This window comes from Gulosibacter chungangensis, assembly GCF_008831155.1.
GTDB lineage: Bacteria > Actinomycetota > Actinomycetes > Actinomycetales > Microbacteriaceae > Gulosibacter > Gulosibacter chungangensis.
Window position 1 is genome coordinate 47,521 of the sequence record NZ_WBKB01000004.1, and the last position, 19,503, is coordinate 67,023.

Below are 19,503 nucleotides of genomic sequence, written 5' to 3' on the forward strand. Positions count from 1 at the left end.
TTTGCCCTTGTGGCTTACCCCGGTTCCTTTCCGGCGGACGTGTTTCCCGTTTACGAGTCGCACCGCGTGACGCTTCGCCGTCGCGTTGGCTCCCACCCTTCCGGTGAGAGGAAACAAGACTCATGACTCTGGCACCCCCAGCGCCACCCACCAGCATCGACCGACTCGGTGAGACCACCACCCTCGCCGTCTCCTACCTCCGCGTCTCCACCAAGGAGCAGGCAGAGCGCGGCGGCCGCGACGAGGGATTCTCGATCCCCGCGCAACGCGACGCGAACCTCCGCAAGGCCCGTGATCTGAACGCGATCGTCGTGGAGGAGTTCATCGACGCAGGCGAGTCCGCACGCAAGGCCGACCGGCCAGAACTGATGCGGATGATCGAGTACGTCAAGACCCACCAGGTCGCGTACTGCATCGTCCACAAAGTCGACCGGCTCGCCCGCAACCGTGCCGACGACGTAGCGATCCACCTCGCGCTTAAAGACGCCGGCGTGATCCTCGTGTCCGCGACGGAGAACATTGACGAGACCCCGTCAGGGATGCTGCTGCACGGCATCATGTCCACGATCGCGGAGTTCTACTCCCGCAACCTCGCCAACGAGGTCGCCAAGGGCATGACCCAGAAAGCCGCCATCGGCGGCACCGTCGGTCGCGCCCCCATCGGCTACCTCAACGTCCACAAGCGCGACGAACTCGGGCGCGACATCCCCACCGTGATCCCTGACCCCGACCGCGCTGCTTTGGTGCGGTGGGCGTTCGAGGCGTACGCGACGGGGAACTACTCGACCTCGATGCTGCACAGAGAACTTGTCGACCGTGGCCTCACGACCGTGCCGACCCCGAAACGGCCTGCGAAGGCTCCGGGACTGTCCACGATCCAGCAGATGCTCTCCAACCCGTACTACAAGGGCGACGTGATCTTCCGTGGCGCCCGCTACGACGGACTCCACGAACCGCTGGTGAGCGCGGAGCTCTGGTACCGGGTGCAGAACGTCCTCACCGCGCACCAGGTGTCCGGGGAGAAGACGCAAACCCACGAGCACTACTTGAAAGGCTCGGTGTACTGCGGCGATTGCGGCTCCCGTCTGATGGTCACCCACGCGAAAAACGGCAAAGGCATCGTCTACCCATACTTCATCTGCGCAGGCCGGCACTCCAAGCGCACGAACTGTGTCCGCCAGGCCATGCCGATCGAGCACATCGAACGACAGGTCGAGGACTACTACCGGCGCGTGCAGATACCCGAGCACATCGTCACCGCGCTGCGGCACATGCTCGTGCGCCAGTTCGATGACCTCCACGCCGCGAACAAAGCAGAACGGCACACCCACGCCGTCGAGCGCGACTGGCTCCGTGACGAACGCCGCAGCCTGCTCCACGCCCACCACGCCGGAGCCGTCCCGCTGGACCTCCTCAAAGAAGAACAAGACCGCATCGCACGCCGGCTCGCGTTCCTCGACGCGCAGATCGATGCAGGGCAGATCGAGTACGATCAGGCCAAAGCACACCTCGAAGACTGCCTCGCTCTGGCCGGTGACATGCACGCGATCTACATGAGCATCGATGACTCACTCCGGCGCATCTGCAACCAAGCGTTCTTCGAGCGCATCCATGTCTACGAGGTCGAGAACGCCGATCGGGTGGAAACGGAGCCGGGTGAGCCGTTCGACACGCTGCTCGATCCGGCAGTCCACGCGGCAGCGCTGGCCTATGAGGCCAGCGTGCGCGCGGGGAAGGATGTCAAACCTGCGGATGTCGCATGTTTGAACATCGACACTTGGGTGGGCCCAGTGGGACTCGAACCCACGACCCACGGATTAAAAGTCCGTTGCTCTAACCAACTGAGCTATAGGCCCGCCCAATAGACTAGCGTGATTTTTCCTCGTCCGTGTCACTTGCCGTCGTGTCGGAATATTGCGTGTCATTTTCGGTGGCATCGACTCCGACCTCGACGATCGAATCGATACCCGAGCCTGCATCCGTATCCGAGCCCGTACCCGAACCTGTACCCGCAGCGGCTCCCGCCAGATCCTTCGCAGAATGTTCCTCATCGTCGAGCAGCTCATCGATGGTGGTCGACTCTGCCTCGTCGAGTTCCTTGTTAGCGCGTCGCAGGAAGCCACGACGAGGGAAGAACTCGCGTTCACCACGACGCCACCAGTTCCACATCGCGACAGCCGTGAACGCCATCGCCATTGCCGCAATCAAAGCGCCCCAGTCGACCGGGAAGATGCCCAGAGTGGCATTCAATCGGGCCCACCCGAGAACCATCAGCCAGCCAATCGTGAGAATTACAAGCAATGCCCAGAGCGCCACCACATTGGCTGGAATGGCACGAGGCTTCACCGCCCGAACAATCAGCAGTATTGCCACGATCAACAGCGGCACGGTGGTCAGCGCACCGAAAAGTACATTCCCGAAGACACTGAACCCAGTGAGCGGTGCGTAGCCGCCAGCACCAAAACCGAGAATAAGCAGATCCCAGCCAGAAAGCTCAGTGGTCTGCTGAAGAAGTTCTCCCGTGGTCTTCCACCAAGGTGCGAACATCGTTCCAATGACAATCACCGTCAGAACAATTGCCGTGAGGCGCTTGTCACTAGATTCCGGCAGCGCCCTTTGGCTGGGCGAAGGGTTGAGCGAGTCTTGGCGGTCGGCGCTAGGCTCGACGGGGTTCTCAGAGGATGAGCTGCGTAATGCCATGCCTGCCAGCTTATCGGTGCGCCCTGCGCGGAATTTCACGCTCGGTGCTCGCGATCCCGGATATACCCCGTCAGACTTATACGACGAGCCTTTTGGAGAGGAGGGACACATGGAGAAATTCGATCGACCGGTCAACATGCCGATCCACGCCTTCGATAATTTTATTGGGGGAGAAGACCCCGCCCACGCATCCCGCCTTGCTCGCAATACCGCGCAGGCGCTACTGCACCGAGTTCGGGAAGCAGACGATCCCGACGTGATTGAACGCACCGTGGGCTATGCCCGTCACAACGGTTTGGCCGATCTTGCCGAACTGTGGTCGAACGCAAACCCGCATTCACTTGCCGGTTCACTGTGGCGGCTGTACCTCGTCCACGAGGCAATCGCGCAGGACCCGGAAAGCTCCAGCTATATCTATCGTCGCGGGGTGTCGGTGGACACCTCAATCCACCACATCGTCGCCGGTGCGGTTGAGCCGACCGGGCCCCTGGAGATTCGCTCGCTCACCGAGACGATCTTCCGCGGCGCATTTAGCGGCGATTTTGAGGATGCATTGGATCGCGCGGCAGCGTTTTGTTCGGTGATGTCGCTTGGTTGCGCGAGCATCGCAGCGGACCATGAGCACAGCGAGCCCGAACGCGCCAGCCGGGCGACGAAACGGTCCGCACGCTACCTGGGCTTCGCGAAGGACCTGGCGGCCTCTGCACGACTGTGGCGTAAGGGACTACTCGACTAACCGTTCTGCCCATTGACGTTGTGCACTTATAACGCAGCGTTTGGGTGAGAAATTCCGTGGTTCGCTCTCAGACGAACGGGCTTGCATCGAGCTTGTGAATCAATACACTTGTCGAGTCAGGTCGCATAACCCCGGGCTCCAATTTTTGCCGCTTCGAGCGGCCTTCCGCCGAGAGGCGTTTTGCGGCCTGGCACTTTAGTTTTCCGCAACGCACCCGCAGCATCACCGCCGCGGGTGCGTCTTGCATTCCTCGAGCGAGCCGACCCGGGGCATCGACCACCTGCTCAAGCCAATAGACCACTTGCGAGATTCTATTTTACAGATGTAAAGTAGCTTCCGTGGCTATTCAAGACAACTCGTCGACCGACCTCGACCCGCGTGCAGTGCGCTCATATAACACGCTCGTGGCGACCATGCTCGAGGTTCTTGATCGCGGCGACGACCCCGCCGCTGCATCCATCACCGAGATCGTCAAAGCAGCCGGGGTGAGCCGCCCTACCTTCTATCAGCACTTCATCGACGTGCCCGACCTTGTGCGCGCCGCCACGCTGCACCGACTCAGCGCCATCTTCGAGCGCATCCCCGCCGAAGGCCTCGGCGGCACCTGGGAGGAATTCGCGCAGGCGAAATTGCGCATCCTGCTCGGCGCCCTGCAACAGGATGCGCAGAGCTACCTCAGCGTTCTGCGCGGACCTGCGGCAGTGCAGGTCACTGCCGGGGTGATCGATTTTCTCGCCGACCAACTCCTCAATCACTCACCGATCGGAACAGTCATCGGTGACGGACTCGCCGCAGGAGAGGCCCGCTCCCGGGCCGAATTCCTCGGCGCCGGAGCCACTTGGCGGGTGGTCCGCTGGCTTGCCACCGACTTCACCGGCGACAACGAACTCGACGCCATGGTCGCTCGACTGGCAGCAAATATCTTGGCTGCTGCTGGCCCCGGTGACCGCGACTTCACGGCCGCCGCTCCCTAGCGCATCCCCAGCGCTCACCCTTGCTCGAGCGACTGCCGAGAAAACTCCTCGCTCGGCCGACTGCCGAGAGACTTTTTGCTCGGCCAGCCGCCGAAAACAAATTCTTCCGCTCGGTGAACCACCGAGAGAATCGCAGATTTTTCACCATGACTGATTCGTCAACCCACGCGCCCAAAGCCAGGAAAGCAGCGAGCGAACGACTTAAGAATCGCATCTGGCCGCTCGTGATCCTGCTGGGGCTTGCGACCATCCCGATGATTTACGCATCCTTGCTGACGAGCTCCTTCAGCGACCCGCAAAGCCGCTTTGAGAATATCCCCGCGGCGGTCGTAAATGCCGATGAAGCAGCCACGCTCGACGGCAATCACCTCGATCTCGGCGCGGAACTCACCGAGGAACTGCTCACGAGCACCGAATCAAATAATTTCAGTTGGCAAGAGCTCTCGGCTCAGGACGCCGCGAAGGCACTTGAACGCGGGGACGTCTATGCGGTGCTCAGCATCCCGAGCGATTTCTCTGCGAATGCGCTTTCGGTGGCCGGTGACGATCCTCTCCCGGCAAGACTGAGCATCGCTACGAATGACGGCGCGAATATGTTCGTGGGCACGATCGCCAAGCAGATCGGTACGGTGGTTGCCGATTCGCTTGCATCCTCGGTCTCGGCGGAATACCTGAGCAATATCTACGCGGGCTTCAACACCGCCCATGATGGTTTCACCGATGCTGCCGACGGGGCGGTGCGGCTCTCGGAAGGGGCCGGCGACGCCAGCGACGGTGCAAGCGAGCTCAATATCGGTCTCGGGCAACTCGTCACCGGTACGGGCGATCTGTCGACGGCGACCTCGCAGCTCGTCGACGGCGCCCAGCAACTCAACAGCGGCGCCGCTACCCTCAATGACGGCGGCGCGGCACTCCACGACGGCGCCGCCGACCTCGCCGCCGGCGCGAGCGACGTCAACGACGGTGCCCAGCAGCTGCGCGACGGCGCCGGGCAGGTCGCCGACGGCACTCAGCAGCTTGCCGATACGGTGGATGCCGTGAGCGAGTCGGTCTCACCCCTCGCGGACAGCGTGGGCACCTTTGCCGAGGATGCGGGCACTCTCACCGGGGGAGCGGAGGACATATCTACCGGCCTCGAGAATCTCGTCACAAACTGGGAGTCCCTGAGTGACGCGGATAAGCAGCAGCTCGTGCAGCAGCTCGCCGGAGACGCCAGCGCGGTTCGGGACGGCCTGGACGGGGCACTGTCTGGGCTTGACTCGCTCGATCTCGGTGGCCTGGACGCCCTGGACGACCTGAGCTCGAGCGTCCACACGTTGAACGACGGTGCCCAGCAGGTCGCAAGCGGCGCCGGTGACTTGGTCGACGGCACGAGCACCCTGGCAACCGGCGCGGATACCTTGGCCGATAAATCCGGGGAACTCGCGGACGGGATCGCCACGCTTGTCGATGGCACGAGCACGCTCTATGACGGAGCCGTAGAACTGCATGACGGTGCCGTGCGGCTGCAGGATGGCACGGTCACGGCCGCCGATGGCTCCGCTTCGCTTGCCGATGGGCTCACCCAGCTGGTGGACGGCAGTGAAGACCTTGCGACCGGTCTCGAAGACGGCGCGGGGGAGGTGCCGACCTACAGCGATAGTGAGTCGGAGCGCCTCAGTGAAGTCGCATCCGACCCGGTGCAGATCGAGGAAACTCGACTCAATGAGGTCGCCACGAACGGTGCCGGTATGGCGCCCTACTTCATGTCACTGGGCCTGTGGGTCGGCGGCATGGGCTTCTACCTCATGAAAGAACCGCTGGCGCGTGCCACCGGCCGGGGCCTGGCGGTGGTGGATGCGCTTCGCAGCTATCTGCCCGGGGCACTCATGGCACTGGCCCAGACCGCGCTGCTCTTTGTCACCATTCACTATGCGGTGGGCGTGGAATTCGCCAACCCGCTGGGGCTCGTTGGCCTGATGCTGCTCGCGAGCCTGACCTTCGTCGCCATCAACCAGGCGCTCATCGCGTTGCTCGGCGCACCGGGACGGTACATTGCGCTGATTCTGGTGGTGCTGCAGCTGTCTTCGGCGGGCGCCACCTACCCGGTGCAAACGACGCCGGCGTTCTTCCAAATCGTGAATCCGTGGCTGCCACTGACCCACGCGGTGGATGGGTTCCGTTCCCTGATCGCCGGTGGCGCGATCGGGGTCACCGAGGCGGTTTGGTATCTGCTCGTGTGGCTCGCCGCGGCACTGGTCGCGACCACCCTCGCGATCATGCTCCAGCGCATCCGCGAGCAGAGCATCCGTGAGCAGCGACTGCCGGGCGGCGGGAAAAGCAATCGGGGCGCAGCCTCACAGCCACGCCCCGAACCTGCAACCGCAGGGAAAACTAACTAGCCGAAGCGGCCGGTGACGTAGTCCTGCGTCTGCTCGTTCGCCGGGTTCTCGAAGATATTGCGGGTGTCGTCAAACTCGATGAGCTTGCCGGGCTTGCCGGTGCCCGCAATGTTGAAGAAGCCGGTGCGGTCGGAAACACGCGTGGCCTGCTGCATATTGTGGGTCACGATCACGATCGTGTATTCCTGCTTGAGCTCGTGGATGAGGTCCTCGATCGCGAGCGTGGAGATCGGGTCGAGTGCCGAGCAGGGCTCGTCCATCAGCAGTACGTCAGGCTTTACCGCGATCGCGCGAGCGATGCACAGACGCTGCTGCTGACCACCCGAGAGGCCACCACCGGGTGCGTCGAGACGGTCTTTGACCTCTTCCCAGAGGTTCGCGCCACGCAGCGACTTCTCGACCAGCTCATTGGCATCCTTGGAGCTGATGCGCTTGTTGTTGAGCTTCACCCCGGCGAGCACGTTCTCCTTGATCGACATCGTCGGAAACGGGTTTGCCCGCTGGAACACCATGCCCACCTGCCGACGCACGTTCACGGGGTCGACGTTCTGACCGTAAAGGTCGTCACCGTCGAGGAGCACCTTGCCGTCAACCCAGGCCTTGGGGATGACTTCGTGCATCCGATTGAGGGTGCGAAGCACGGTCGACTTGCCACAGCCGGAGGGACCGATGAATGCGGTAACCGACTTGGGCTCGATGACCATGTTGACGTCTTCGACAGCCTTAAACTTGTCGTAGTAGATGCTGAGGTCTTTGATCTCAATGCGCTTAGCCACTGAATTATCCTTTACTGAATTTTTGCCCCGGACAACCTAGCGGTCGCGCTTGGGGGAGAAGAAGTGGGAGACCAGACGGCCGATGATGTTGAAGACGACGACGATGAGCAGCAGCATGAGCGCGCCGCCCCAGGCGAGCATTTCGCCTTCGTCGGTGCCGAACTTCCACTGCTGGTAGACGAAGGTCGGCAGCGCCGACATCACGCCCTGGAAGAGGTTCCAGTTCATGTTGATCGTCATTCCGGCGGCAACCATCAGCGGCGCGGTCTCACCGATCACGCGGGCGATGGCAAGGAGGACACCCGTGACGAGACCCGCCAGGCAGGTCGGCAGCACAATCTTGGCGATCGTCCGCCACTTGGGTACACCGAGGGCGTAGGAGGCCTCGCGCAGGTCGTGGGGCACCAGTCGGATCATTTCTTCCGAAGAACGCACCACGGTCGGGATCATCAGCACGAGCAGGGCGATCGCACCCGCAAACCCGGAGTTCACCTTGGTGATGTCGCCACCGGAGAGGTTCGTGACGAGCATGAACAGCGCGAAAGCGAACAGACCCGCGACAATAGAAGGAATACCGGTCATCACATCGACGAAGAAGTTCAGCGCCTTCGAGAGCCAGTTATTGTTGCCGTATTCGACGAGGTAGATGGCGGTGAAGATACCGATCGGCACCGCCAGCACGCTGGTCGCGAGGGTGATCAGCACGGTACCCACGATCGCGTGGAGCGCCCCGCGCTGGCCGGGCATGGCCGCGTCATTACTAAAGAAGTTGGCCGAGGTCAGCCACTCCCAGCCATTGACGACGAGGGTAAACAGCAGCGAGAGCAGCGGAATCATCGCGAGGATGAAGGCGCTGGTGACGATGCCGGTCACGAGGCGGTTCGTCGCCTGGCGGGGACCTTCAACCGCACGAGCGATGGCCCAGATGGCGACCAGGTAGACGATCGCACCGAGGGCAAGCCAGCCGCCCCAGTTGAAGTTGACGGTGAGTTTGCCGCTACGTTCGACAACCGTGTAGAAGGGGTCGCCGGTGGCGAGCCACAGCAGCAGGAACAGCACGAAGGATGCGGCGAACGCGCCGATCAGGATAACGGTGCCTTGCCAGGGCTTGAGTTGGCCCGCGGTGAGTGCGCTGTCGATGTGTTTCGTCGGCCGCGGTGCGGTCTGCGTGATGGTAGTAGTCATGATCGGGTTCCTACTTCTTCGACTTCGCGATGATCCAGCGGCCGAGTGAGTTGACCGCGAGCGTGATGGCGAAGAGCACCAGACCACCGGCAATGAGGGTGTTGGAGTTCATTCCGGAGGCTTCTGGGTACTGGTTCGCGATCTGGCCGGCGATGGTCTGCGAGTTTTGTGAGGTGAGCAGCTCGAAGGTCACCAGGCCCGAGGCGGAGAGCACCATGGCGACGGCCATCGTTTCGCCGAGCGCACGGCCGAGGGCCAGGATGGCGGAGGCAAAGATGCCCGAGCGGGCGTAGGGAAAAACTGCCTGCTGCACCATCTCCCAGCGGGTGGCGCCGAGAGCAAGCGAGGCTTCTTCGTGAAGGCGCGGCGTTTGCAAGAAGATTTCGCGAGTGAGCGAGGTGATGATCGGCAGGATCATGATGGCGAGCACGACCACGGCGGTGGCCATGTTTCGACCGCTGGCAAGCGGCGTACCCGAGAACAGCGGGAACCACTGCATGTGGGTGCCGAGCCAGGTGTAGAGCGGCCCCGCGGTGGGAGCGAATACGAGGATGCCCCAGAGACCGAAAACTACCGAAGGGACGGCGGCGAGCATGTCGATGACAAAACCAAAGGCGCCCTGGAACTTGCGGTTCGAGAAGTGGCTGATGAACAGCGCCACCGAGATGCCGACGGGGATCGCGAGGATCATCGCGAGGAGGGAAGACCAGATGGTGCCGAACACGAGCGGGCCAATGTAGCCCCAGAAGCTACCAGTCGCGGCACGGAAGCTGTCTGAGTGGTTCTCGGGGTCCACCGGCGTGAAAATTGCGGGGAGGCCCTGGACCAGCAGAAAGAGGAACACCGCGGCGAGAATCGCGAGAATCAGCGAGCCGGATGTGGTCGAAATGGTTTTGAATACGATGTCACCGATGCGGCGAACGGCAGTGCGAGACTGAGCAGCCTCAGTCGTCTTTGCCGCGGTATCAGTACTCGTCATCGGACAAGCCTTCCTGGAGGACGGATTCGATTTGCGGGGGTCAAGAGGGTGACGGTGAAGGAGCGGTTCGGCAACCCACTGTGCCCGGTGCTGGCGAAATTCGCTCGGCACCGGGCACGAATTGGCTCACAATGAGTGATGTTGCAGACCTGCGGAACTACTACTGGATGACGTCGATGGCGGTCTGAGCCTGCTCGCGCAGCTCGTCCGAAAGCGGCGCGTTCTGAGCCGCTGCAACCGCAGCGTCCTGGCCTTCTGGCGTGATGATGTAGTTGAAGTAGGCCTTCACGAGCTCACCCTTGGCGTCATCCGCGTAGTCAGCGCAACCGATGAGGTAGGACACGAGCACGATCGGGTAACCACCCTCAACACCGGTGTAGTCTAGTTCGTACACCACGTCGGTTTCTGCGCGGCCCTCTTCGAGCGGCGAGCCGGCGACGACTGCGGCAGCAGCCTCGGGGGTGTACTCGACGAAGCCTTCACCCGACTTGATGGCAGCGACCTGCAGGTCGGAAGCCTGCGAAGCGTCGAGGTAACCGATCGAGCCTTCGCCAGCCTCGATCGCGGCGGCAACACCGGCGGTCTGCTGGGCTGCTTCGCCGCCGAGGTCAGCGGGGAACTCGTCTTCGGTACCGAAGGTCCAGGCCTCGGGAGCAGCAGCTTCGAGGTAGGACAGGAAGTTACCGGTGGTACCCGATGCGTCACCGCGGTGAACCGGGTTGATTGCGGTGTCCGGCAGGTCAGCGTCGGCGTTCAGCTCGGCGATGGCCGGGTCGTTCCACGTGGTGATCTCGCCCGAGAAGATCTGCGAGAGCACGGTGGCGTCGAGGTTCAGGGTGTCAACCGAAGGAAGGTTGAAGGCAACCGCGATCGGGGAGATGTATGCGGGGAACTCCACCAGGTCCGAACCTTCGGCGCAGACGGGGAAGGACTCCGCCTCGATCTCGTCGAGCTTGAAGGCACGGTCCGAACCGATGAAGTCCGAGGTGCCGGCGACGAAGTTGTCGCGGCCGGTACCCGAACCGGTTGCGGTGTAGTTGACCGTCACGCCGCTTTCAACCTGAGTGAAGCCGGGGATCCAGCCGTTGAGCTGTGCGAGCTCCTGCGAGGAGGCGCCGGTGGCGTTGAGTTCGCCCGTCAGACCCTGAGATTCGGCGCCCGTGCTGTCAGTGGTCGAGCCCGTGTCGCCACCGCCGGCGCAGCCAGCGAGAGCGAGAGCGGCAATTGCGGTCATGGCAACAGAGGTGCCTACACGCGAAAGCTTCATTGAAAGTTTCCTCCATAAGAAACGTTGCTGAGAATCTGATTGGATCCGCGTGCGAACTTATGGGGCATGGGTGACGCGTCGGCCCCTAACGGGTGAACGCAAGGTTAACAGGTGGGGTAACTTCCGCACAATCATGCCGGACTCGGTCCATTAAATGAGTGTTCCGACGGTTTCTGTTGCAATCAATTCGATCTGTGACTCGGTCCGCGACGGGCCTTCGTGCAGGTGAAAAATTGTGGCCTCCGCGGTCGAGAGCAGCGCCCGCTTGCTCAGCTCCTTCGAGGCGGTGCCAGTGAGCCGTGCCACCGCGTCAACCAGATCGGGCATCACCGGTGAGTGGCTGCAGATCACCACGCCGTGCCCCTCGAGGAGCATTTCTGAGACCAATTCGCGCACCTCACCGTCGAGCGGTGCGGCCGATTGCGAGAGGATGCGTGCACTGCTCGGAGTGGTCGTTGTCGCGTCGGCGAAGGGCGCGAGGGTCGCGCGACAGCGCACCGCGGTGGAGGTGACCAGTGTCTCGGGGCCGTAGGCCTGCAGAATCGGTACGATCTGCGCGGCCTGGGCCTGCCCGCGCGCGGTGAGCGGGCGGGTTTCGTCTTCGCCGGTCCAGGCGTGCGCGGGCACGGCCTTCGCGTGGCGGAGCAGAATCACCGGGAAGGTCCGGGCCCGGCCAGTCTCGGCGAGCGCGCGAAACTCGGCTACGAGTTCGCGGTCGCGCTGATAGGTGAGCTGCTGTTCGGCGGCCTCGAGGGGGACCCACTCGATGCGGTCCACCTCGTCATTGGGCTCGAAGCGGTGCGATTCCCACTGTTCGCGGGTCACTTCGCAGGCCCAATAGTGCACTTCCTTCGGCCGACCGCCGGGGAGGGTGTATTCCACGAGGGTTAGCGGCACGCCGAGGGCGACACGAAGACCGGTCTCTTCCCAAACCTCACGCGCGGCGGTCTCGGGCAGCGTTTCACCAGCATCCACCTTGCCCTTGGGCAGCGAGTAGTCGCCGTGATAGGCACGATGAATCACGAGGGTGTGGAATTCATCCCCGTCTTGCCGCCAGACGAGTGCGCCGGCGGCATAGACGGTGGAATTTTTAGTCTTGGAAGAGCTCACGCCGTCGATTATCGCAAAGACGAGCTATCGCAAAGACCAGCCGGCCGGATGCGCAGCCTACCGCAGCGTGTGGCGTCGCGGTCGTGCGGCCGTGCGGCGCATCACCTCGTTGTGGACATCGGTGAGCGGGCGGCCTTCGGCATCGAGGTGGTGGCGGGCCCAGGTGCCGTCGGCGGCGAGGTGCCAGGTGGCGGACTCGTCGGACATCCCGAGATCAAAGAGCTCGGTGACGAGCCGGATGTGGTCGGGGTCGCTCAAGCGCACGAGGGCTTCGATGCGGCGGTCGAGGTTGCGGTGCATCATGTCGGCCGAGCCGATGTAGATCTGCGTGTCGCCACCGTTGTGGAAGCTGAAGATGCGCGAGTGCTCGAGGTTTCGTCCCACGACAGAGCGGACGCGAATATTGTCGCTCAGTCCGGGCACGCCGGGCCGTACGCAGCAAATACCGCGCACCCAAATGTCTACCGGGACCCCCGCCTGGCTTGCCTCATAGAGCGCGTCGGTGAGCGCTTCATCCACCATCGAATTCACCTTGATGCGGATGCGGCTCGGTTCCCCACGAAGCGCTGCCTGTCGCTCCTTCTCAATGAGTTCATGCAGCCCGGGGCGCAGGTGCAGGGGAGCGACGAGGAGGCGCTTGAAGTCGCGCTCGATGGCGTAGCCCGAGAGCTGGTTGAACAGGCGCGTGATGTCGCCCGAAACTTCCTCGTCATCGGTGAAGAGCCCGAGGTCCTCATAAATGCGGGAGGTTTTCGGGTTGTAGTTGCCGGTGCCAATGTGGTTGTAGGCGTGCAGCTTGCCGTCTTCGCGGCGGATCACTTGCAACAACTTGCAGTGGGTCTTCAGTCCCACGAGCCCGTAGACCACGTGCACGCCGGCCTTTTCAAGCTTGCGTGCCCAGACAATATTGTTCTGCTCGTCAAAGCGAGCTTTGATCTCCACGAGCGCGAGCACTTGCTTGCCCGACTCTGCGGCCTTAATCAGCGCCGCAATGATTGGGGAGTCGCCCGAGGTGCGGTACAGGGTCTGTTTGATTGCGAGCACATCCGGGTCATCCGCAGCTTGCTCCACGAAGGCCTGCACGCTCGTTGAGAAGGATTCGTAGGGGTGGTGCACGAGCACGTCCCGTTCGGCGATGGCACGGAAGATATCCGCCTCTTCGTCCGAATCCGAGGTACGGAATTCCGCGACCGTCACGGGAATCTGCGGGGCAAATTTGAGGTCCGGGCGGTTGATCTTCCCGAGGGCAAACAGCGCGCTCAGATCCAGCGGCCCGGGAAGTACGGCCACTTCGTCATTGGTGATGTCGAGCTCGGCCTTAAGGATGTCGAGGGTCTCCTCATCCATGTCGTCCGAGGCTTCCAGCCGGATCGGCGGACCAAACCGGCGCCGCAGCAGTTCCTTTTCGAGAGCCTGCAAGAGGTTTTCGGTTTCGTCTTCTTCAATCAGCATGTCCTCGTTGCGGGTCACGCGGAAGGCGTGGTGGTCGACGACTTCCATGCCGGGGAAGAGGGAATCGAGGTGCTGAGCAATGAGATCTTCGAGCAGGATGTACCAGGTCTGCCCCTCGGGTGAATCGAGTTCAAAGAGTCGGGGGAGAACCGGCGGCACCTTCAGACGGGCAAACTCGATTCGCTCGGTCATCGGGTTCTTGACCCGCACGGACAGGTTCAGGGAGAGCCCCGAAATATAGGGGAAAGGATGCGCCGGGTCCACCGCGAGGGGCATCAGCACGGGGAACACCTGGGTCGCGAAGAGATCCGTGAGCCGCTCCTGCTGCTGCGAGCTGAGTTCATCCCAACCCAGGATGTGGATGCCTTCTTCGGCCAGGGCCGGACGGACCTCCTGATTGAACATTTCCGCGTGGCGCAACTGCAGTTCGCGTGCTTTGGCGCGAATCTGCCGCAGCAGTTCCCGGGAGGACAGGCCCGCCGCGGTGGGCTTGTCCAGGCCCGTGTCGATGCGGCGCTTGAGCCCCGCCACCCGCACCATGAACCATTCGTCGAGGTTCGAGGGGAAGATCGCGAGGAAGTTGCAGCGTTCGAGCAGCGGCGTGTCTGCCGCTTCGCCGAGTTCGAGCACACGCTGATTGAACGCGAGCCAGCTCAATTCGCGGTCGATATAGCGTTCGAGTCCAAACTCGCTAACGGGGGTGATCGAGGCCTGGTCCATGGCGGGGATCCTTTCAATCACGCGGGATGCGGCGTGAGTGCGGGCAGAAAATCGCAATCAATTAGATACGGACATTGGATACAGAAATATAGCTATGGAGATAGCGGATGCAGGTGAACAATTGGGTTCGCTTGCCCACGAGCGGTTCACGCGTCCTACCGGTTCGCGCGGTACTGCACGTCGACGGTCCGCTCGGTGAACCCGAGTCGACGGTAGAGCGCCACCGCGCGCTCGTTTTCACCGTCCACATAGAGCGCCACCGTGTTCGCGCCGCGTTCGCGAAGACGCTGCAGACCCGCCAGCATCAACGCCGTGCCATAGCCGTGCCCCGCTGCCTTCTCGGCCACCCCGATGACATAGATTTCGCCCTCTTCGGGGGTCACCTTGAGCCAGTTATAGCCGAGCATCTCACCGCGACTCGATTCCAAAATGAGGAAGTCTTCCGCGTCGAACCAGTCCTGCGCGATCCGCGCATCCAGGTCGGCCAGCTGTAGCGCGCCCTGTTCGGGATGCGTCGCAAAGACCTGGGCGTTCAACGCAATCCAGTCGGCACCGTCGCGTTCGCGATCGAAGCTGCGGATGCGTTCACCATCGGTCAGTTGCGGTTCGGCCACTTCCGCAGTCAGCGGCATTTCCAGCTGGTAGAGGGTCCGCACATTCGCGAAGCCCTGACCGCCGGCGAGCTGCTGGGCACCAGCCAGGTTCCCGTGAGCCCACAGCTGCAGGGCGCCGTTACCGGTTTCTCGCGCGTAGTTGCGCAGTGCCTGCAGCAGTTGCGTCCCGAGTCCGCGCGCGCGAAGTTCGGGATGCACGGCCAACTCGCTCTCGAGGGTGCCGTCCTCGAGTCGGTGGCTCAGGGCGAGCGCCGCAAGGTCGCCATCAATTTCGACGGTGTGGGCTTCGCGGTCACCGAGGTTCAGCACGGTGTCTTCGTTGAAGGCCGCGACGCCATCACTGAGTTCCACTGTCTTCGCGAATTTCGGGAATGCATCCGTGATTGTGTCGCCTGCTACCGCTTTCACTGGCATTGCTGCATCCTCTCGTATGGCCCCGTTGACCGTGCCGGGGCTCGTGCATCCGGTCCCGCCGCAGCCGTGCGCCGATGCCGGTGCCGCTGCTTCGCGAGTGCTGTGTGTTCAGCTTATAGAAGGAGAGCTTCCGGAAACCCTGCGCGGGCAATTTCATGCGTCATACTTGTGCCATGACCCGGGAGCACTTGAGTATCGGAGTGATCTGGCTCGCGGCGGTCTTTGCCGCCGTGGGCATCGGTCTGCTTGCCGATCCCGACCGGCAGCTGGCCTGGGTACCGATCACCATGCTGATGCTGGTGCTGGTCACCGCCCTGCTGCAACTCGGCAGCGCCAAGGCGGTAGGCTTCATTCACCGCATGGCCCTGAGCATGAGCGGCGCCGCGATCATCCTCGGTATCGCCTCGCTGATCTTTGTGCTGCTCGGTGGCCACGCGGTGGTAGCCCTCTAGCTGTCGTAGCGCTCTAGCGGGAGCGCCCTCGCGAAACTGTGCCCTCGTGAAACTGTGCCCTCGTGAAACTAAGGTCAGGGTTACTTTGGCTGGCACTTTGTCTGCCTAACCCGGGGTAAGCTTGAGGCATGGAAATGTTCTTCGAGATCCTGTTCATGGGCCTTCTTGGTGCCGCCATGGTTGGCATCCTCGGCACCGCCGTCGTCGTGCTGCGTCGCCTCTTCAAGGGCCAGGCGTAGTCCTACCACTTAGGGCACTCACCGCCAATGATTGAAATTCCGGTCGGTCTGCAACCCGAGCTGGTGCCGCTGTACTGGCTCATCGGTACCTGGGAAGGCACCGGCATGGTCGAATACGAGGTCGATGGGGAGCTGCGCAAGCATCCCTTCCGGCAGCGTGTGACCTTCCGGCACGATGATCTGCCCTACCTCGAGTATCACTCGAAGGTCTGGCTCCTCGATGAGGAGTCAGACGAGGCTTCGCCGCTGACTGCGGAGACCGGGTTTTGGCGGCTCTCGCGCCAGCGGGATGCGGGCGATGTTGGCCCGGGGTTCCTGCCGCCGAGCGAGAGCCCCACAATGCACAATGCCGAGACGGTCGAAACACTTCGCAATGATGAAGGTGGCTTTGACCTCGAAGTGGCGATCGTGCATCCCACCGGTATCTCCGAGCACTATTACGGGATGATCCGCGGGCCACGAGTCGATCTCGCGACCAACGGCATCCTCAGCTCGAAAAATGCCGAGGACTACCGAGCCGCGACTCGCATGTACGGACTTGTGAACAACAAGATGTTCTGGCTCTGGAATATCAAGGCACTCGGGCAGGATGAACTGGCCACCCACGCGTCAGCCGAACTCGCGCGGGTCGAGGCTGATGAATCCACCACTGCCGCCCACTAGGGTGGCGGCATGACTACCGAATCACCTTTCCTCGGTCTGCCCGGCGCAATCGCTGCCGCCGAACCCGACGCGGGCGTGGCCGCACACTATGGCGGCGTACCGCTGCGCGAACAGCGCGAGTTCGCGCGCGGCGCAGCGGTGGTGGACTGCTCGCACCTCGCGATCATCGAGGTGGCCGGTGAAGATCGGCTCACCTGGATCGATTCGCTCACCACACAGTCGGTCGCTGGGCTCCAACCCGGTGAAAGCGCCGAGAACCTGCTGCTGAGCCCCCAAGGGCGCATCGAATACGCCTTCGGCATGGTCGATGACGGCAGTTCGGTGTGGCTGATTGCCGAGCCCGATCTCGGCCCGGGGCTCGCGGAATGGCTGCACCGGATGCGCTTCCGGATGCGCGTGGCCGTGACCGATCGTTCGGCGGAGATATTTGCGATTGCCACGCTCGGGGACAAGGACCTCGGCGCCTACGCACCCCACGGCGTGCCGCTGATCTGGCACGACCCGTGGACTGAGGGCGTGGCCGGTGCGGTGAGCTACGCCGCCGTTGCGCCGGCAGATCACCCCGGCCACGGCTTCCCGCTGTCGCTCCACCTCGTGGATGCGGCAGGTCGCGAGGCGATCGTCGAACGCATTCGTGCGGGAGAGCTTGCTGGCGCGGGAGCGATGGCACTCAACGGCCTGCGGGTAGCCGCCTGGCGTCCGAGGCAGGCGTATGAATTTGATGAGCGGGTAATTCCGCACGAACTCGACCTGCTGCGCTCCGCGGTGCACCTCAATAAGGGCTGCTATCGCGGGCAAGAGACCATCGCGAAGGTGCACAATCTCGGGCATCCGCCGCGTCGGCTCGTGCGGCTCGACCTGGAAGGCACCGACGGGCGACTGCCCGCCAAGGGTTCGCTCATTCACCTCGCGAGCGATCCCGAGGGCCGCCCGGTGGGGCGGGTGACCAGCGCCGTGAACCACTATGAGGACGGTCCGATCGCGCTGGCACTGCTCAAGCGCGTAGTGGATCCGACCGCGCAACTGCTCGTGGAACTGGCTGAAGAAGCGCCGCTGATTGCTGACACGGCAACGGGTGTCGCCGATGACTCGGTCGAGCAGCCGCCGGTGGAACAACTTGCGGCCTTCCAGACGGTGATCGTGAGTCCCGACTCGGGTAGCGCCGTGAGCATCCCCAAGAATCTTCGCCGTCGTATCGCGAAATAATGCGCCGCGGTACGGGAATCGTTTACCGGCTTCCGACTAGGCTGGGAGCATGAACGCACCGCTGACGCTCATCCTGGTCCGCCACGGCCAGAGCGAATGGAATGAAAAGAACCTGTTCACCGGCTGGGTCGACGTGAACCTCACCGAGAAGGGCCGGGCCGAAGCTGTCCGCGCCGGCGAACTCCTGCACGAAGCGGGCCTCGCGCCCGACATCCTCTACACCTCGCGACTCACGCGCGCGATCGACACCGCAAATATTGCCCTGAAGACCGCCGGGCTCGGCTGGATCGACGTGAAGCGTGACTGGCGACTGAATGAGCGCCACTACGGTGCCCTGCAGGGTAAGGACAAAGCTCAGATCCGCGACGAGTTCGGTGAAGAGCAGTTCATGACCTGGCGGCGTTCCTATGACACCCCGCCGCCCGCGCTCGCGGACGACAGCGAGTGGTCGCAGGTCGGCGACCCGCGCTATGCCGGGCTCGGGGACGAACTGCCCCGCACCGAGTGCCTCAAGGACGTGCTCGAGCGACTGCTGCCCTACTGGGAATCGGATATCGCCGCCGACCTGCGCGCCGGCAAGACCGTGATGGTCGCCGCCCACGGCAACTCGCTGCGTGCGCTGGTGAAGCACCTGGATGGGATCTCCGACGACGAGATCGCGGGCCTCAACATTCCGACCGGTATCCCGCTCGTCTACAAGCTCGACCCCGAAACGCTCAAGCCGGTTGAGCCCGCCGCCTACCTCGACCCCGAAGCTGCAGCCGCCGGGGCCGCCGCGGTAGCCAGCCAGGGCGAGAAGAAATAACCCCAGTGAGCGCAGTCTGATAGCGCAGTCTGACACCACGTAGAAACTTGGCGTAAAAACTCGGCGGAGAAACTCGGCGCAGAAAGATAGCTCCGGCCAAATGGCCGGAGCTATCTTTCTGCGCGTGAGGCTACGACTACCGGTTACTCGCCGGGCTCGATCTCGTCGAGCGTACCTTCCTGCATGTACCGCATCCGGCGGGCGATGCTCACCGCATGATCGGAGAAGCGCTCGAAGTAGCGGTTCGCGAGGGTGGCATCCACAATCTGCGCGACGGGCGCATCCCCGGCCTGCTCGTGCTTGGTGAGGAACTGCAGGACCTCCTTGTGGATCTGATCCACAGCGTCATCCGCAGCGATGATCTCGTCGATCAGGTCGGAGTCTTCAGTCTCCAACAGTCGCATCACGCGGTCAGCTTGAGCGACATCGAGCTCACCGACGCGCTGGAAGTGGTCGTGCAGATCAGTGGGCGCGGAGCGGTCCGGGTAGCGCATGCGTGCGAGCTGAGCGACGTGTGCGGCGAGGTCACCCATCCGCTCCAAGGCCGCGGTCATCCGCATCGTTGCGACGATAAAGCGCAGGTCACGAGCCACCGGCGACTGCATCAACAGGATCTCGACACCGAGGTCATCGACGTGGATGGTCTTCTCGTCGATCTTGAGGTCGTCACCGATCACCTCGTCGGCGAGCGACACATCAGACGATGTAAATGCCGCAGTCGCACGGGTGATTGCCGAGTGCACATCCTTTGAAATTGCAATCAGGCCGGACTGAACTTCGGCAAGTTCTTGCTGGAATACTTCGCGCATTGGCATCCTTTAGTGTGTTGC

17 protein-coding genes, 1 tRNA gene and 1 pseudogene are annotated in these 19,503 nt (G+C 62.8%); 8 read left to right on the top strand and 11 right to left on the bottom strand.

Annotation, left to right across the window (positions count from 1 at the left end; genetic code table 11):
• Positions 1-122 precede the first annotated feature (122 nt).
• Positions 123-1,169 (top strand): annotated as a pseudogene (locus F8O05_RS15280) (recombinase family protein); the annotation flags it as partial.
• Positions 1,170-1,568: 399 nt separating this feature from the next.
• On the opposite strand, the gene F8O05_RS15165 reads toward F8O05_RS15280, so the two are convergent.
• The 3 genes from F8O05_RS15165 to F8O05_RS07455 all read right to left on the bottom strand — a co-directional run bounded on the left by F8O05_RS15165 (position 1,569) and on the right by F8O05_RS07455 (position 2,700).
• Positions 1,569-1,694 carry a hypothetical protein gene (locus tag F8O05_RS15165; RefSeq protein WP_263970280.1) on the bottom strand — a complete coding sequence of 42 codons (126 nt, stop codon included), beginning with the start codon at positions 1,692-1,694 and terminating at the stop codon, positions 1,569-1,571.
• Positions 1,695-1,782: 88 nt separating this feature from the next.
• Positions 1,783-1,856: transfer RNA gene (locus F8O05_RS07450), tRNA-Lys, on the bottom strand.
• Positions 1,857-1,866: 10 nt separating this feature from the next.
• A complete protein-coding gene (locus F8O05_RS07455) occupies positions 1,867-2,700 on the bottom strand; it encodes a protein-disulfide reductase DsbD (protein ID WP_158052125.1) in 834 nt (277 codons plus the stop codon).
• A gap of 109 nt (positions 2,701-2,809) precedes the next feature.
• Between F8O05_RS07455 and F8O05_RS07460 the strand changes: the two genes are divergently transcribed.
• The 3 genes from F8O05_RS07460 to F8O05_RS07470 all read left to right on the top strand — a co-directional run bounded on the left by F8O05_RS07460 (position 2,810) and on the right by F8O05_RS07470 (position 6,791).
• Positions 2,810-3,436: a DNA-directed RNA polymerase subunit beta gene (locus tag F8O05_RS07460; RefSeq protein ID WP_158052126.1), complete on the top strand. Its 627-nt coding sequence runs from the start codon at positions 2,810-2,812 to the stop codon at positions 3,434-3,436.
• A gap of 338 nt (positions 3,437-3,774) precedes the next feature.
• Positions 3,775-4,410, top strand: a complete 636-nt coding sequence (locus F8O05_RS07465; RefSeq protein ID WP_158052127.1) for a TetR/AcrR family transcriptional regulator — start codon at positions 3,775-3,777, stop codon at positions 4,408-4,410.
• A 146-nt stretch (positions 4,411-4,556) separates the two neighbouring features.
• Positions 4,557-6,791, top strand: a complete 2,235-nt coding sequence (locus F8O05_RS07470) for a YhgE/Pip domain-containing protein (RefSeq protein WP_158052128.1) — start codon at positions 4,557-4,559, stop codon at positions 6,789-6,791.
• Here F8O05_RS07470 and pstB read toward each other — a convergent pair.
• From pstB to mshD, 7 genes are all read right to left on the bottom strand, one after another.
• A complete protein-coding gene (pstB, locus tag F8O05_RS07475) occupies positions 6,788-7,567 on the bottom strand; it encodes a phosphate ABC transporter ATP-binding protein PstB (protein ID WP_158052129.1) in 780 nt (259 codons plus the stop codon). The genes F8O05_RS07470 and pstB overlap by 4 nt on opposite strands.
• Positions 7,568-7,603: 36 nt before the next feature.
• The gene (gene pstA / locus F8O05_RS07480) at positions 7,604-8,752 is read right to left on the bottom strand and encodes a phosphate ABC transporter permease PstA (protein WP_158052130.1); all 1,149 of its coding nucleotides are present in this window, start codon (positions 8,750-8,752) and stop codon (positions 7,604-7,606) included.
• A 10-nt stretch (positions 8,753-8,762) separates the two neighbouring features.
• On the bottom strand, positions 8,763-9,731 hold the full coding sequence (pstC, locus tag F8O05_RS07485; protein ID WP_158052131.1) for a phosphate ABC transporter permease subunit PstC: 969 nt from the start codon (positions 9,729-9,731) through the stop codon (positions 8,763-8,765).
• A 160-nt stretch (positions 9,732-9,891) separates the two neighbouring features.
• Entirely contained in the window at positions 9,892-10,998 is a 1,107-nt protein-coding gene (pstS, locus tag F8O05_RS07490; RefSeq protein WP_158052132.1) for a phosphate ABC transporter substrate-binding protein PstS, read from the bottom strand.
• A gap of 150 nt (positions 10,999-11,148) precedes the next feature.
• Complete coding sequence (locus tag F8O05_RS07495) at positions 11,149-12,108, bottom strand: NUDIX hydrolase (RefSeq protein WP_158052133.1); 960 nt, start codon at positions 12,106-12,108, stop codon at positions 11,149-11,151.
• Positions 12,109-12,165: 57 nt separating this feature from the next.
• A complete protein-coding gene (locus F8O05_RS07500; protein ID WP_158052134.1) occupies positions 12,166-14,280 on the bottom strand; it encodes an RNA degradosome polyphosphate kinase in 2,115 nt (704 codons plus the stop codon).
• Positions 14,281-14,435: 155 nt separating this feature from the next.
• The gene (mshD, locus tag F8O05_RS07505; RefSeq protein WP_158052135.1) at positions 14,436-15,308 is read right to left on the bottom strand and encodes a mycothiol synthase; all 873 of its coding nucleotides are present in this window, start codon (positions 15,306-15,308) and stop codon (positions 14,436-14,438) included.
• Positions 15,309-15,481: 173 nt separating this feature from the next.
• Between mshD and F8O05_RS07510 the strand changes: the two genes are divergently transcribed.
• From F8O05_RS07510 to F8O05_RS07525, 4 genes are all read left to right on the top strand, one after another.
• Positions 15,482-15,760 carry a hypothetical protein gene (locus F8O05_RS07510; RefSeq protein WP_158052136.1) on the top strand — a complete coding sequence of 93 codons (279 nt, stop codon included), beginning with the start codon at positions 15,482-15,484 and terminating at the stop codon, positions 15,758-15,760.
• A gap of 266 nt (positions 15,761-16,026) precedes the next feature.
• Positions 16,027-16,662 (top strand): FABP family protein, encoded by a 636-nt coding sequence (locus F8O05_RS07515; protein WP_158052137.1) that lies wholly within the window; start codon positions 16,027-16,029, stop codon positions 16,660-16,662.
• 9 nt (positions 16,663-16,671) lie between these two features.
• Positions 16,672-17,868 carry a CAF17-like 4Fe-4S cluster assembly/insertion protein YgfZ gene (gene ygfZ / locus F8O05_RS07520; RefSeq protein WP_158052138.1) on the top strand — a complete coding sequence of 399 codons (1,197 nt, stop codon included), beginning with the start codon at positions 16,672-16,674 and terminating at the stop codon, positions 17,866-17,868.
• A gap of 49 nt (positions 17,869-17,917) precedes the next feature.
• Positions 17,918-18,673 carry a phosphoglyceromutase gene (locus tag F8O05_RS07525; protein ID WP_158052139.1) on the top strand — a complete coding sequence of 252 codons (756 nt, stop codon included), beginning with the start codon at positions 17,918-17,920 and terminating at the stop codon, positions 18,671-18,673.
• Positions 18,674-18,816: 143 nt separating this feature from the next.
• On the opposite strand, the gene phoU is transcribed toward F8O05_RS07525, so the two are convergent.
• A complete protein-coding gene (gene phoU / locus F8O05_RS07530; protein WP_158052140.1) occupies positions 18,817-19,482 on the bottom strand; it encodes a phosphate signaling complex protein PhoU in 666 nt (221 codons plus the stop codon).
• Positions 19,483-19,503: the final 21 nt, after the last annotated feature.

Coding starts and splice junctions, on each gene's coding strand:
- F8O05_RS07470 (WP_158052128.1), top strand. CDS start 4,557: ATGACTGATTCGTCAACCCACGCGCCCAAAGCCAGGAAAGCAGCGAGC.
- F8O05_RS07525 (WP_158052139.1), top strand. CDS start 17,918: ATGAACGCACCGCTGACGCTCATCCTGGTCCGCCACGGCCAGAGCGAA.
- pstA (WP_158052130.1), bottom strand. CDS start 8,752: ATGACTACTACCATCACGCAGACCGCACCGCGGCCGACGAAACACATC.
- ygfZ (WP_158052138.1), top strand. CDS start 16,672: ATGACTACCGAATCACCTTTCCTCGGTCTGCCCGGCGCAATCGCTGCC.
- F8O05_RS07510 (WP_158052136.1), top strand. CDS start 15,482: ATGACCCGGGAGCACTTGAGTATCGGAGTGATCTGGCTCGCGGCGGTC.
- phoU (WP_158052140.1), bottom strand. CDS start 19,482: ATGCGCGAAGTATTCCAGCAAGAACTTGCCGAAGTTCAGTCCGGCCTG.
- F8O05_RS07460 (WP_158052126.1), top strand. CDS start 2,810: ATGGAGAAATTCGATCGACCGGTCAACATGCCGATCCACGCCTTCGAT.
- pstC (WP_158052131.1), bottom strand. CDS start 9,731: ATGACGAGTACTGATACCGCGGCAAAGACGACTGAGGCTGCTCAGTCT.
- F8O05_RS07515 (WP_158052137.1), top strand. CDS start 16,027: ATGATTGAAATTCCGGTCGGTCTGCAACCCGAGCTGGTGCCGCTGTAC.
- F8O05_RS07500 (WP_158052134.1), bottom strand. CDS start 14,280: ATGGACCAGGCCTCGATCACCCCCGTTAGCGAGTTTGGACTCGAACGC.
- F8O05_RS07455 (WP_158052125.1), bottom strand. CDS start 2,700: ATGGCATTACGCAGCTCATCCTCTGAGAACCCCGTCGAGCCTAGCGCC.
- pstS (WP_158052132.1), bottom strand. CDS start 10,998: ATGAAGCTTTCGCGTGTAGGCACCTCTGTTGCCATGACCGCAATTGCC.
- mshD (WP_158052135.1), bottom strand. CDS start 15,308: ATGCCAGTGAAAGCGGTAGCAGGCGACACAATCACGGATGCATTCCCG.